11 protein-coding genes are annotated in these 12969 nt (G+C 70.7%); 8 read left to right on the top strand and 3 right to left on the bottom strand.

Annotation, left to right across the window (positions count from 1 at the left end; all coding sequences use genetic code 11):
• Positions 1-169: 169 nt before the first annotated feature.
• From glnII to OG257_RS27585, 3 genes are all read left to right on the top strand, one after another.
• Positions 170-1189 carry a glutamine synthetase gene (glnII, locus tag OG257_RS27600; protein ID WP_329211796.1) on the top strand — a complete coding sequence of 340 codons (1020 nt, stop codon included), beginning with the start codon at positions 170-172 and terminating at the stop codon, positions 1187-1189.
• An 87-nt stretch (positions 1190-1276) separates the two neighbouring features.
• On the top strand, positions 1277-2188 hold the full coding sequence (locus OG257_RS27595; RefSeq protein WP_329211794.1) for a DUF6891 domain-containing protein: 912 nt from the start codon (positions 1277-1279) through the stop codon (positions 2186-2188).
• Between the two features lie 305 nt (positions 2189-2493).
• The gene (locus tag OG257_RS27585; RefSeq protein ID WP_329211792.1) at positions 2494-3123 is read left to right on the top strand and encodes a winged helix-turn-helix domain-containing protein; all 630 of its coding nucleotides are present in this window, start codon (positions 2494-2496) and stop codon (positions 3121-3123) included.
• Positions 3124-3180: 57 nt separating this feature from the next.
• On the opposite strand, the gene OG257_RS27580 is transcribed toward OG257_RS27585, so the two are convergent.
• Positions 3181-5310, bottom strand: coding sequence for an MMPL family transporter (locus OG257_RS27580; protein WP_329211791.1), 2130 nt, complete (start codon positions 5308-5310; stop codon positions 3181-3183).
• Positions 5311-5541: 231 nt separating this feature from the next.
• Here OG257_RS27580 and OG257_RS27575 point away from each other — a divergent pair, with 231 nt between their 5' ends.
• Positions 5542-6810, top strand: coding sequence for a sensor histidine kinase (locus OG257_RS27575; protein WP_329211789.1), 1269 nt, complete (start codon positions 5542-5544; stop codon positions 6808-6810).
• A complete protein-coding gene (locus OG257_RS27570) occupies positions 6795-7442 on the top strand; it encodes a response regulator transcription factor (RefSeq protein ID WP_329211787.1) in 648 nt (215 codons plus the stop codon). The genes OG257_RS27575 and OG257_RS27570 overlap by 16 nt, the downstream gene beginning before the upstream one ends.
• A 53-nt stretch (positions 7443-7495) precedes the next feature.
• On the opposite strand, the gene OG257_RS27565 is transcribed toward OG257_RS27570, so the two are convergent.
• Entirely contained in the window at positions 7496-7978 is a 483-nt protein-coding gene (locus OG257_RS27565) for a MarR family winged helix-turn-helix transcriptional regulator (protein ID WP_329211785.1), read from the bottom strand.
• Positions 7979-8047: 69 nt separating this feature from the next.
• On the opposite strand from OG257_RS27565, the gene OG257_RS27560 reads away from it, so the two are divergent.
• Positions 8048-8602 (top strand): carboxymuconolactone decarboxylase family protein, encoded by a 555-nt coding sequence (locus tag OG257_RS27560; RefSeq protein WP_329211783.1) that lies wholly within the window; start codon positions 8048-8050, stop codon positions 8600-8602.
• A gap of 137 nt (positions 8603-8739) precedes the next feature.
• The gene (locus OG257_RS27555; protein WP_329211782.1) at positions 8740-10296 is read left to right on the top strand and encodes a DUF1996 domain-containing protein; all 1557 of its coding nucleotides are present in this window, start codon (positions 8740-8742) and stop codon (positions 10294-10296) included.
• A 59-nt stretch (positions 10297-10355) separates the two neighbouring features.
• Here the strand turns inward: OG257_RS27555 and OG257_RS27550 are convergent, their stop codons facing one another.
• The gene (locus OG257_RS27550; protein WP_329211780.1) at positions 10356-10838 is read right to left on the bottom strand and encodes a hypothetical protein; all 483 of its coding nucleotides are present in this window, start codon (positions 10836-10838) and stop codon (positions 10356-10358) included.
• Positions 10839-10980: 142 nt separating this feature from the next.
• Here OG257_RS27550 and OG257_RS27545 point away from each other — a divergent pair, with 142 nt between their 5' ends.
• The gene (locus OG257_RS27545) at positions 10981-12939 is read left to right on the top strand and encodes a hypothetical protein (protein WP_329211778.1); all 1959 of its coding nucleotides are present in this window, start codon (positions 10981-10983) and stop codon (positions 12937-12939) included.
• Positions 12940-12969 lie beyond the last annotated feature (30 nt).

The following is a 12969-nucleotide window of genomic DNA, read 5'->3' as shown; positions in this document are numbered from 1 at the left end:
CCGTATCCAGTGCGCCGTACGGTGAGACGGCCCAGGGCCCTGGGTACCTGCTGCAGGGCATTCACAGGAAACCTCGGTAACACGTGGTTCACATTCGGGCAACGGACGGGAAATCGCACCTTGCCAAGCTGCGCACCATAGACCGCAGCACCCGCAAAGGATGGCGTCCGTGACGTTCAAGGCTGAGTACATCTGGATCGACGGCACCGAGCCGACCGCCAAGCTTCGTTCCAAGACGAAGATCATGACCGATGGCGCGGAGCTGCCCATCTGGGGCTTCGACGGTTCGAGCACCAACCAGGCCGAGGGGCACGCCTCCGACCGGGTGCTGAAGCCGGTCTTCTCGTGTCCGGACCCGATCCGCGGCGGTGACGACGTACTCGTCCTGTGCGAGGTCTTCAACATCGACATGACGCCGCACGAGTCGAACACCCGCGCCGAGCTGCGCCCGGTCGCCGAGCAGTTCGCGGGCCAGGAGCCGATCTTCGGCATCGAGCAGGAGTACACGTTCTTCGACGGTCACCGTCCGCTCGGCTTCCCCGAGGGCGGTTTCCCGGCGGCCCAGGGCGGCTACTACTGCGGTGTCGGCTCGGACGAGATCTTCGGCCGCGACATCGTCGAGAAGCACCTCGACAACTGCCTGAAGGCGGGCCTCGCGATCTCCGGCATCAACGCCGAGGTCATGCCGGGCCAGTGGGAGTTCCAGGTCGGTCCGGTCTCCCCGCTGGAGGTCTCCGACCACCTGTGGATCGCCCGCTGGCTGCTGTACCGCACCGCCGAGGACTTCAACGTCTCCGCCACCCTCGACCCGAAGCCGGTCAAGGGCGACTGGAACGGCGCGGGCGCGCACACCAACTTCTCCACGAAGGCGATGCGCGAGGGCTACGAGGCGATCATCACCGCCGCCGAGTCGCTCGGTGAGGGCTCCAAGCCGATGGACCACGTCAAGAACTACGGCGCGGGCATCGACGACCGTCTGACGGGTCTGCACGAGACCGCCCCGTGGAACGAGTACAGCTACGGCGTCTCCAACCGCGGCGCCTCGGTGCGCATCCCGTGGCAGGTCGAGCAGGACCAGAAGGGCTACATCGAGGACCGTCGTCCGAACGCCAACGTCGACCCGTACGTCGTCACGCGGCTGATCGTCGACACCTGCTGCACCGCGCTGGAGAAGGCCGACCAGGTCTGATCCGCACGGCATCGTTCCACCGGCGAGGGCGCCCACCGACTGCGGTGGGCGCCCTCGCTGTCGGTGCGGTGTGCCAGAGTTCCGCCCATGCTCGACATCGCGGTGGAGACCGAGAACCAGCAGAGGCACCTGCGCGTCACCGAACAGGCCCTGAGCGCCCTGGTGCACCGGATCGGCGGGGAGCGTGACCGTTTCCTGGTGGTGCAGCGTGTTCCCGACCTTCCGGGCTTCTTCGTGCAGATGTGGCACGAGGAGGGCGGGAGCTACCGGCTGGAGTGCCGCGCCGGGAACGCCGCGAGTCATGTCGTGGTGGATCTCGGATCGCCGGACCAGGTTGCCGGGGTGATGGCCCGGTGGGCGCGCCGGGAACCGGACTGGGATGCCGGGATCGGCTGGGAGAGCGCCGGTATGCCTCCGGAGGAAGAGGTGCCCGAGCCCGCCCCGGAGATACGCGCGCAACTGGAGGAGCGGATCCGGCTGTCGCTGCGCGGCGGATACGGCACCGTCAAGTCGCTGACCGAGACGGCCGAGGACTACCTGGTCAAGGACGGTGTCCGGCCGGTCAGCCCGGCGCAGGCGCGCAAGCTCGTGGAGCGGCTGTGGCTGGAGCGGGTGGAGGAACAGGCGGGGTGGACGGATGTGACCGGCGCGGACCGCGTCGAGCGCGCCTTCGCCGCGCTGGACGGTCGCGGGATCACCGCACGGGAGAACTTCACCTGTTGCCGCTCCTGCGGGACGGGTGAGATCCACTCGGAAGGGAGTGAGGACGCCCGCGGTTTCGTCTTCTTCCATCACCAGTGCACGGATGCCGTCGCCGAGGGCCATGGACTCTCGCTGTACTACGGGGGGTTCGACGGCTCGGCGCGGACCACCGCGGCGGTGGGCCGTGAGGTCGCCGATTCCCTGCGCGAGGCAGGGCTCCCGGTGGAGTGGGACGGTTCACCGGACTCGTCGATCCTGGTGCCCGTCGAGGACTGGCGTAAGCGCCTCGTGGGCTGAGGAACCACCGGGACAGAAGTCGCAGGTGAGGAAGGTAACTCGGCGGGATCGTATCGACGGGTGAGAGGGCTCTGCTACACAGCCGAAATCTCTGCTTCAATGGGGGCATGGCCAGCTTCCAGTACACCTCGTCGGGTCGCAGCGACCTCGAGCCGTTCTGGCCCTCTCGTCAGCATCATGACTTCGACCGGGTGTGTTGCCGCGCGTGGAACGCGCAGGCCCTCTAAAGCCGCTCACCCCGGTCTTCGGCCCGCGCGCACGACGTACGTCCCCAGACGACTCCTCGCGCGAAAGAGCTGACCCTCATGGCGAACGCCCGTACCCTCTCCACCGCATCGGCTGCCACCGCGGCCTCCGCGGTGTCCGCTGCGGCCACCACCACCGCCCGCAACACTCTCTCCCCCAACCGCCACCGGCTGCGTGCCGTCGACCGTGACGAGGTCGTGGAGCTCGCCGACGTCGCCGGTTTCCTGCCGCCGGGCGCCACCTGGCTGCCCGCTCCGCAGCACACGCTTCCGGCACTGCCCGGCCGGCCGCCGATGATCGGCTACCTGGTGCTCGTCCCCGCGGACCAGCAGCCGGCGCTCGCCGGGGCCGTCGCCTCCTCCCAGCAGCGGCAGTTCGTGCCGGAGCCGGTCTCCGAGGCTCCGGCGGGCGGGCCCGTCCGGATCGACTCCACCCGGCGCACCGCGGCCGTGGACGGGGTCACCCTCGACCTCACGTACCTCGAGTTCGAGCTGCTGGCGCATCTGGTGGCGCATCCGCACCGGGTGCACACCCGCGATCAGCTCGTGACGACGGTCTGGGGTTACGGACACGTGGGCGACGGGCGGACCGTCGATGTCCATGTCGCCCGGCTGCGCCGCAAGCTGGGTGCCGAGCACCGCCGTTCGATCCAGACCGTCCGGCGCGTGGGCTACAAGTACGCCCCCTGACGGGCAGGAAGGAGGCCCCGGTTTCCGGGGCCTCCTTCCCTTCCTCCTGGAGCGGGGTCAGCCGTGTGCTCCCGCCGTCACCTGGCCGGCGGCGGGTTCGGCAGGCTCACTGTGCTCCAGGCCCGGCAGCCGGGAGAGTCCTCGCGGGACCCGCCAGTTCCGCTCGCCCAGCAGCAGCATGACCGAGGGCAGCAGGACCATCCGTACGACCGTGGCGTCCAGCAGCACCGCGACGGCGAGGCCGACGCCCATCTGCTGCATGTCCTGCATGGACAGGGTCCCGAAGACGGCGAAGACGGCCACCATGATCGCCGCGGCGCCCGTCACCGCTCCTGCGGTGCGCCGGATGCCCATGTCGATCGCGGAGCGGGTGTCCAGTCCGCTGTCACGGGCTTCGCGGATCCGCGAGACGACGAACACGTGGTAGTCCATCGAGAGGCCGAACAGGACCACCAGGACGAACAGCGGCATCCAGGACTCGATCGCGCCGACACCCTCCGAGCCGATCAGCTCGGCGCCCCAGCCGTGTTGGAAGACGGCGGTCATGACCCCGTAGGCGGCGGCGACGGAGAGCAGGTTGAGCAGGATGGACGTCACCGCGATGACGTAGCTGCGGAAGCAGAAGAGCATCAGGAGGAAGGTGACGGCTGTGATGAAGGCGAAGACCGGGACGATGCCGCGCTTCAGCTGGTCGTTGAAGTCGGCGGACGAGGCCACCTCACCGGTGACGTAGGCCTCGGCGCCCGTCCCGTCGAAGGCGTCCGGCACCCGCCGGTCACGCAGTTCGGCCAGGTCGTCCTTGCCGCCGGGCAGCGGGACCTCGATCTCGGCGACGTTCTGCGCCGCGTGAACGGTCACCCGGTCGAAGGACGCGAGTGCCGTACGGACCTCGGGTGCACCGATGTCGTCGGCCCTGACGACGACGAGGGCGGGGGCGGGGCCGCCCGGGAAGCTGTCGGAGATGCGCTCGTAGTCGATCGCCAGCTGTGAGTCGGAGCCGAACTGCTTCTCCAGGCCGAGCTGTTCGGTCTTCATTCCGAGTGCGGGCGCGGCCAGGGCGAGCAGGACGAGGACCGCCGCCACGGCGAAGACCTTCGGCGCGGCCAGGACCGGCCTCAGCACCCTGCCCGCGATGCCGCCGCTCGCCTTCGCGCCCCGCTTGCCGCGCCCGTTCAGGAGCGGTACGCGCCCTGCGTCGATCCGGTCGCCCAGCCAGGACAGCAGCGCGGGCAGCACGGTCACGGAGCCCAGCATCGCGATGAACACGACGATGATCGTGGCGAGCGCGAAGCCCTTGAACAGCAGCAGACCGGACAGGAACATGCCGGCCATCGCGACCATCACGGTGAGCCCGGAGACGAGGACGGCCCGGCCGCTGGTGGCGGCAGCGATACGCAGCGCGGTCTCGGCGTCGCGCCCTGCGGCCCGCTCGTCGCGTTCGCGCCGCAGGTAGAAGAGGCAGTAGTCGACGCCGACGGCGAAGCCCATCAGGAACATCACGGAGTACGTGGTCTGGAAGAGGTGCAGCTGGTGGCTGGCGAGCGACAGCAGTCCGAACGCGGCCATGCAGGCGGTCAGCGCGAGGCCGACCGGGAGCAGGGCTGCCACCACGGCCCCGAAGGCGACCAGCAGGATGCCCAACGCCAGTGGTACGGCGGTGAATTCGGCCCTGCGGAAGTCCTCGGAGAGCAGGTCGCCGAGCCACTTCCCCGCACTGGCCTCGCCGAACTGGTGGATCTCGACATCGTTGTGGCGCTCACGGACACCGGACACCGCGTCCAGTACCGGCTGCACCCGGTCGGCGGAGGTCGCCGCGTCGCCCCTCATCTCGAAGGTGATCAGCGCGTCCTTCCCGTCCTTCGAGGGGACCGGAGCCGCGAGGTTCCGGACCTCTCCGGTGCCGCCCAGGGCCGCGGTGATCTCACCGGCCGCTGTGCGCCAGTCGCCGGCACGGGCCGCGGACACCATGACCAGCTCCCCGGCGGGGTGGCCGAGGCCCGCGTCGTCGAGGATCCGCTCGGCCCGGGCGGAGTCGCCGGCACCGTTCTCCGACTCTGACATCTCGACCATGCCGGACGCGCCGCCGATGCCGGTGGCGAGCACGACGAAGAGCAACCAGCCGAGAACGGCCGTCTTACGGTGGTGTGCGCTCCACACACCGATGCTTGCCGCGAGGTTGCGCCTCATGCGGTTTCGCCCCCAGAAGTAACGTCGGACAGGATGCATCCGAATCTAGGAACCGAAGGGCCGGCGCCCCAGCCGCCGGAGCCCCCTCTCCGGGAGTCGTAGCACCAGGCCGTGAGGGTGGTGCTGGGTACACCCTGCCCGGGTGGTGGAACGGCTGACGGTCCTCGGGGGATGCGGGCGAGACTGTTGTGCGAACGGGATCCGACCGGGCCCCGGCGAGGGGAGAGCAGGATGTATGCGTCACGGAGCCGGATCAGGGGCTCGATGCTGGCGGCCGGGCGGTCGTTCGTCCTGGGGTTCGCAGCGACGGCGGGGTCGATCACGCTCTTCGTGCTGTCGGTGCTCTCCATCGCCTTCGTCCTGCTGGGCATCGGGCTGATCACCACCCCGTATGTGCTGCACCTGGTGCGCAGGCACGCCAACCAGCGCCGGCTCCTCGCGGTGAGCTGGTGCGATGTCCGCATCCCGGTTCCCTACCGGCGGTTCCCGCCGGACCTGCGCACCGGTATCACCGGGCAGGTGGAGCGCACCGTGCTGATGCTGAAGGACCCGGCGACCTGGCGGGACCTGCGGTGGCTGCTGGTCGACATGACAGCCGGCTATGTGCTGCTGGCCGTGTCCTTCGCGCTGATGGTCTACCCGGTGGAGGGCATCGTCCTGGCGGCGGGCCTGTGGCGGGTGTTCGAGGACAGCACGTACTGGTACGGATTCGTGCCGGTCAGCAGCCAGGCGACGGGGCTGGCGGCCGCGGCGCTCGGCATCGCGGTCTTCCATGTAGGGCTGTGGGCGAGCCGGCCCCTGCTGCGCCTGCACTTCGCACTCGCCCGGTCGGTGCTGGCGCCCACCCACGAGCAGGAGATGGCGCAGCGGATCGACCGGCTCACCGAGACCCGGCACGAGGCCGTGGACACGGCTGCGTCCGAACTGCGGCGCATCGAGCGGGACCTGCACGACGGGGCACAGGCCCGGCTGGTCGCCATGGGCATGAACCTGGGCACCATCGAGGCGCTCGTCGAGAAGGACCCGGCGCAGGCGAAGAAGCTGCTGGCGATGGCCCGCGCGTCCTCCGCGGAGGCCCTCACGGAGCTGCGCGACCTCGTACGGGGCATCCACCCGCCGGTCCTCGCCGAGCGCGGGCTCGGGGACGCGGTGAAGGCCCTGGCCCTGCGGCTGCCCGTCGAGTCCGAGGTGAACGTGGAGCTCGCGGGGCGGGCCGAGGCACCCGTCGAGTCGGCCGCGTACTTCGCGGTCAGCGAGGCCCTCACCAACGCGGTGAAGCACTCGGGCGCCGAACGCATCTGGGTGGACGTGCACCACGCCGAGGGAATGCTGCGGATCTCCGTCACGGACAGCGGCAGGGGCGGCGCGGCGATCGGAACCGGCTCGGGACTGAGCGGAATCGAACGCCGACTGGGTACATTCGACGGCGTACTGGCCGTCAGCAGCCCTGCGGGCGGTCCCACCATGGTGACCATGGAGATCCCTTGCGCGTTGTCCTAGCCGAAGATCTCTTCCTGCTCCGCGACGGCCTGGTGCGCATGCTCGAGGCCTACGACTTCGAGGTCGCGGCAGCCGTGGAGACCGGGCCCGAACTGACCAGGGCCCTGGCCGAGTTGGAGCCGGACGTCGCCGTCGTCGACGTCCGGCTCCCGCCGTCGCACACGGACGAGGGCCTGCAGTGCGCGCTGGCCGCCCGCCGCAGCCGGCCGGGCCTGCCGGTCCTGGTGCTGTCGCAGCACGTGGAGCAGCTGTACGCACGGGAGTTGCTGGCCGACGGCAACGGCGGCATCGGCTACCTGCTGAAGGACCGGGTCTTCGACGCGGACCAGTTCATCGACGCGGTCCGCCGGGTGGCTGCGGGCGGCACGGCGATGGATCCGCAGGTGATCTCGCAGCTGCTGTCGCGACGGTCCCAGGACAAGCCGATCGGCGGGCTCACCCCCCGGGAGCGCGAGGTCATGGAACTGATGGCGCAGGGCCGCTCGAACGCGGCGATCGCGGGACAGATGGTGATCACGGAGCGGGCGGTGGCCAAGCACACCTCGAACATCTTCGGAAAACTCGGCCTGCCCCCGTCGGACGACGACAACCGCCGGGTGCTTGCGGTGCTCGCCTATCTGGACCGGGGCTGACCCGCCCCGCGTCCGCGCGCGCCGATCGCGCGGACTGACCGGCCTTCGGCTGCTCAGCCCGCGAACCACCTCTCCGCGTCCAGCCGGAACGCGTTCGCGGGGGCCATCATGCGCAGGTCGGCCTCCAGCGCCCGCACGCGCTCGACCCCCAGCGCCCTGACCCACTCGGCGCGGATCCGGTCGAAGCCCTCGGCGGACCTGGCCAGCATGTCGACGCCGCGGGCGGTGAGCCTGACCAGCTTGCGCCTGCCGTCCTCGGGATCGTCGACCCGCTCCACGTAACCGAAGCCCTCCAGCTTCTCGACGGTCTTGCCCGCGGCCTGTTTGGAGACCCCCAGCCGACGGCCGATCTCGCTGGCGCTCGCCCCGTCGGAACCGACGGCCTGGAGTGCGAAGCCGTAGGCGGGACGTACGTCCGGGTGGCCGTGCGCGGCCAGCTCGTGGTGCAACTCGTCGATGATCGAACGGAATCCGGCGAACAGCAGTATCGGCAGCTCGAATCCGGCTCCGGCCCTCCCCTCCTCCGGCTCAGCCATTGCACACTTCGACAACTTGGTTTACCTTTTCGTCAATCACGTTGTCGAGTTTACCGCGAGAGGACCGCCATGCCCGTACCCGCGTTCCCCGACCACACCCTCCACTCCGCACCCCCCGCCGCCCGGCGCACCATGGAGGCCGTGACGAAGAAGCAGGGCGGCCACCTCCCGTCCGCCGTCGCCCGGCTCGCCACCTCACCGGAGCTGCTCAACGGCTTCCTCCAGGCCAGTGCGACCTTCGAGGCGAGCACCCTGGACCCACTGGCGCGCGAGGTCGTCGTCATGACGATGGCCACCCGCAACGCGTGTCACATCTGCGTGGCCATGCACACGGCGAGGCTGACATCGCTCGGCGCCACCCCGGAACTCATCGCGGCCCTGCGCGCCACCGATCCGCAGACCCTGCCGGACGAACGACTGGAGGGCGTACGCCGGTTCACTCTCGCCGTCCTGGCGACAGCGGGCGCGGTGAGTGAGGAAGCGCTGCAGGACTTCCTGTCGCTGGGACACACACCCCGCAACGCCCTGGAAGTGGTTCTCGGCATCGGCACCTACACGATGTCGACGCTGGCCAACCGGATGACGGGAGCACCGGTGGATGACCGATTGGCCGCCTTCGCCTGAGACTTGAGCATTGACCGTTCCGGGCGATCGGGCCGTTTTGGGCATGGAGAATCCCACGAATTCCACAGCGTTCTGAACGGGCCGGGCGCCCGGCCCGTATGGGACGTCACGCTTCTCCCTCGAAGCAGAGGAGTTCCATGGGACGCACATCGCGCAAGAAACGTTCGACACTCGCCAACCGGGCGATTGTCGCTTCGGTCGCTCTGATTCTGGGCGGAGGTGGGTTGGTCGCCGTCAATGTCTACGCAAGCGCGGGAGAAGGGTCGTGGGGCTCTCCCCCCGACCGCACCCGGAACGCCGGCCGGCAGATGTCCACCATCGACTGCCCCGACGCGGGAATCGCCCTCCCCGACGTGCCCGAACAGGCACGCCCCGAGGTCGACCGCGAACTGGCGGCAATGGATACACAGATCACCGACGCCTACCGGCAATTCGCCGACCGGAAGGAGCAGATCGCACAGGACCCGAACCTTGCCGAAAATGCGGTGCTCAGCCCGCTGAAGAACAAGCGCGCAGCCAGTCTCGACCGGATCGGCATCGCCATCGAACGCAACGCGGCGCAGCGGCCACAGGGCCTGAACGGCCTCGCACCCTGCAGTCTGCGCGCCGATGACGACGACAACCAGGGCGGCGGCCAGGGTGACGGTCAGGGGGGCGGGGACGGTGCGGACCAGGGTCAGGACGGCGGCCAGGACGGCGGTCAGGACCAGGGCGGCGACGACCAGGGAGCCGATCAAGGGGCCGACCAGGGCCAGGACGGCGGCCAGGACGGCGGTGACGACCAGGGCGGGGACGGCGGCCAGCAAGGAAATGGCCCCGAGGCCTCCGACTTTGTCGACATCCAGTCCATCCAGCCGAATGTCGACAGGCCCCGACTCCGCCGGGGCGCCTCCCGCGGTACGTTCACCACGGACTGCGGCCGAAACGAGAACGGCAAATTCAACCCTGACAACGTCATTGCCGCACCCGGAGTGAGCAACGGTGCTCACCACATGCACGATTACGTCGGAAATCAGGCCACGGATGCCTTCTCCAGCGATGACGATCTGGCCGGCGGTGAATCGACCTGCCGCAATCAGGGCGACAAATCCACGTACTACTGGCCGGTCCTGCGCCTGCAGAACGGACAGGACGAGAACGACGTGGGCGCCGACGGCGGCGGCAAGGACCAGAACATCGGAGAGATTCAGACTCCGTCGCAGGTCACGCTGAAATTCGTCGGTTCCCCGGCCGGGAAGGTCACGGCAATGCCGCGCTTCCTGCGGATCATCACCGGTGACGCCAAGGCATTCGTCAACGGCGACGCCAACGCCAACGCGTCCTGGAGCTGCACCGGATTCGAGGACAGGCAGCTCAAGGACAAGTATCCGATCTGCCCGGAAGGCAGTCAGGTGGTGCGTTCCTTCGCCTTCCAGAGCTGCTGGGACGGCCAGAACACCGACAGTGCGAATCACCGCACCCATGTGGCGTTCGCCCAGGACAACGGGCGCTGCCCGAACGGCTTCCGGGCCATTCCGCAGCTGGTGCAGCGCATCGTGTACGACGTGCCGCCGGGCCCCGGCTTCGCAGTCGACTCCTTCCCGGAGCAGCTGCACAAGCCCGTCACCGATCACGGTGACTTCATCAACGTGTTCGACGACCAGCTGATGAAGAAGGTGGTGAGCTGCGTCAACGGCGGGCGCAAGTGCCGCTGACGCGGCCCTGACGCCCCCGTTCCCCCCACACAGCGGCACCTTCCCCCGTTCCTGCGCGGTCAGCTCCCGTGGTGACCGGAGTGCCCGCCCTCGCTCCCCCCATTGCCACTGCTCCCCGAGTGGTGAGGCGAGGCGGTCTCCACAGTCCCCCCGAGCCGGCCGCGCAGTGCTGCGACCACCTCCGCGTCACCGACCGCGACCCACCTGCGGCCGACCAGGTACGAACCGCCGTAATCGTTGGCCTCGTTGATCCACTCCCGCTGGCCGCGGTCGGTGGCGAAGGTGGCCAGCACATAACGCCCGTCGCCGGTGGTGCAGTTGGCCTGCCGGATCTCCTGGGCGTCGGTCTGCAGATTCGGCTCGCAGCTCGCCTTCGTCGCCAGCTGCTCCAGCGTCCCGGTCGCGGTCGGCGGCACGGCGGGCTTGTCGTCGCCGTCCGCTCCCCCGCCGCAGGCGGCAAGCAGGGCAAGCCCCGCAAGTACGGCCGCTGCGGCCCGGGGGCCTCGTCCTCGTCCTCGTCGCCACTCAAGCTGCTTCACCATCCGGCCATCGTGCCCCGGTGTCCCCTCCCGGTGCGGCGGAACTACGGATTGCGGTCCGGGGCTCAACAGGCTGCGACGGCCGGGGCGTGCGCCCCCGGGCGTACCGGAGTGACCATCGCACCATTCGCTCGTTCTGCTGAACGTGCCCCCACTACGAGCAGTACCGTCGTCCGCCGGCCGCCCCTGCGCGGAACAGGCCGATACGGACCGGGCCGAGGCCGCACTCGTCGAGCACTACGCCCGGCTGGTCCGGATCGGATATCTCGTGCTGCCGCCCTCTTTCGGGCGCAACCGCCGGGTACTGACGGCACACTGGCTCGCCCAGCGCTCCCTGCCCCGGTCGCGCAGCGCGCCGCCGGAGGCGGCCCTCCCTAGGCCGCGCCATGCCGCCGGAGCCGCCTCGGCCGAGCGCGGTTACGCCTATCTGCGGCTGCGGGTGGTGCGCTCCGCGCTGGAGGCGGGACAGCCGCTGCGGCGGTTCGCCAGGCCCCGGCGCGTGCAGCTGCCGCCCCTGCTGCCGCAGGTGTGGGGGCTGCGGCTCTTCCCGCACTCCTGCGGTGCGGAGGAACTGGCCCTGGAACAGTCCCTGGCCGAGGTCTCGGGGCCCTGCCGGGCCGCCCATGTGCTGCGCGGCCTCGAAGGGCTCGCGGACGCGGAGGTGTGCCGGGTCCTCGATGCGGCGGGGGTGGCCGACCCCCCGGCCGCCCTGCTGGAGGCGGACGCGCTCACGGTGTCCCACGCCCTGCTCGCCTCGCCCGAGTTCGACCCGTGTTCCCTGCAGGCACGGCCGACGGATCTGCTGCGCCGCCGACGCCGCGGGCGGGCCGTCGCGGCCGGGCTCGGCGCGCTGCTGGTGTGCGGGACGCTGCTGCTGATGCCGGGCGACGGCCTGGGCCCCGGCTCCGCCTCCGCGCCGCCCTACTCCCGTAACGCCGCCGCCGAACAGGCTCTGGACCCGGCCGCGTTGCGGCGGGTTCCCGCCGGGTTCTGGCGGAGCTCGGCCCGCAGGGACTTCACGGCCTGGCCCACCCGGGGCGACCGGACCGATGACACCCGGCTGCTGGGCCGCGCCCTCGCCACCTGGGCGCGGCCGGGCCGTGCGGTGGCCTCGTCGGCGACGCCCGGGACTCCCGTCGGCCCGCCCATGGGCCCACCGCAACTCCTGTACGCGGGCGAGGTCGACGCGGCGGCGGTCGTGCTGTTCCACGACGGGCTGCGGATCGTGCGCTACGCCGAGCCGCGCAACGCCGATCCGGCCGGGGGCGCCGCGCTCGACTTCGCCCGGGTGGACGGCGCCGACCCGGTGACCGCGGGCGCCCTCCTCGTACAGCGCCGCAAGGGCAGGATCCGCTATCTGACGGCGCCCTGGGTGCGTGGGGCCGCCGTACGGGACCTGCTCGCGCCGCACGGCGCGGCGCGGCCGCTGCGCCGTGACCGGCACGGGGTGACGGCCGCGCTGACCGGCCCCGCGGCCTCGGTCGGCTGCCACTCCTGGGACACCCTGGAGGTGCGGGAGGGCACAGCGGTCCGGCTGTTGACGGATCTCGGCGAGCTGACACCGGTCCGCCTCACCTCGGGTGCGCCGTCCGCCCCGCACGATGTGTCGGGCCGTTCCGAACGGGAGAGCTGGGCGCGCACCGCCTGCCTGCTGCCGGCCGTGCGTTCGCGCGGGGTCCGGTCGGTGAACTCCTGGCCGTACGCGAGACAGCCGCTGCCCGAGGGCGAGGGGGCCGCCCTGTGGCTCTGCACCCGGGCGGAGACCTGGCGGGGCACGGGCAGCAGGGTGCTGGCCCAGTTCCAGGCGCCGCCCGGGCTTTCGGGCGGCGCCGGTGCGCCGGGCGCGGTCGCGGCGCTCTCCGAGGACTCCCCCGACTGCGGGGTGCGCAGACCGCAGGTTCTCGCGGGCGTGCTGTGGAAGTCGGACGGCGGGCGCTGGTACGTACTCGCGGCCGGTTCCCGGCAGTTCGCGTCCCTGTCCGCGACGGGCGGGGTCAGGGCCCGGGCGGACGGGCGTCTGCTGGCCGTGCGGGCCCGGGCGGGCGACCGGGCGCGGCTCGACGGGCTGTTGGCGGACGGCAGCCGGGTGAGGGCCCTGCACTGAACAGGCGTGGTCCGGCCCCGTTAGGCTGGG

This window comes from Streptomyces sp. NBC_00683, from assembly GCF_036226745.1.
In the GTDB taxonomy this organism is placed as follows: Bacteria; Actinomycetota; Actinomycetes; order Streptomycetales; family Streptomycetaceae; genus Streptomyces.
The sequence above is the reverse complement of the archived record's forward strand: the minus strand, read 5'-3'. Positions and strand labels throughout refer to the sequence as shown.

Bases quoted from the DNA above. Each gene is read 5' to 3' on its own strand.
- OG257_RS27580 (WP_329211791.1), bottom strand. From the start codon at position 5,310: ATGAGGCGCAACCTCGCGGCAAGCATCGGTGTGTGGAGCGCACACCAC.
- OG257_RS27555 (WP_329211782.1), top strand. From the start codon at position 8,740: ATGGGACGCACATCGCGCAAGAAACGTTCGACACTCGCCAACCGGGCG.
- OG257_RS27595 (WP_329211794.1), top strand. From the start codon at position 1,277: ATGCTCGACATCGCGGTGGAGACCGAGAACCAGCAGAGGCACCTGCGC.
- OG257_RS27585 (WP_329211792.1), top strand. From the start codon at position 2,494: ATGGCGAACGCCCGTACCCTCTCCACCGCATCGGCTGCCACCGCGGCC.
- OG257_RS27565 (WP_329211785.1), bottom strand. From the start codon at position 7,978: ATGGCTGAGCCGGAGGAGGGGAGGGCCGGAGCCGGATTCGAGCTGCCG.
- OG257_RS27575 (WP_329211789.1), top strand. From the start codon at position 5,542: ATGTATGCGTCACGGAGCCGGATCAGGGGCTCGATGCTGGCGGCCGGG.
- OG257_RS27560 (WP_329211783.1), top strand. From the start codon at position 8,048: ATGCCCGTACCCGCGTTCCCCGACCACACCCTCCACTCCGCACCCCCC.
- OG257_RS27550 (WP_329211780.1), bottom strand. From the start codon at position 10,838: ATGGTGAAGCAGCTTGAGTGGCGACGAGGACGAGGACGAGGCCCCCGG.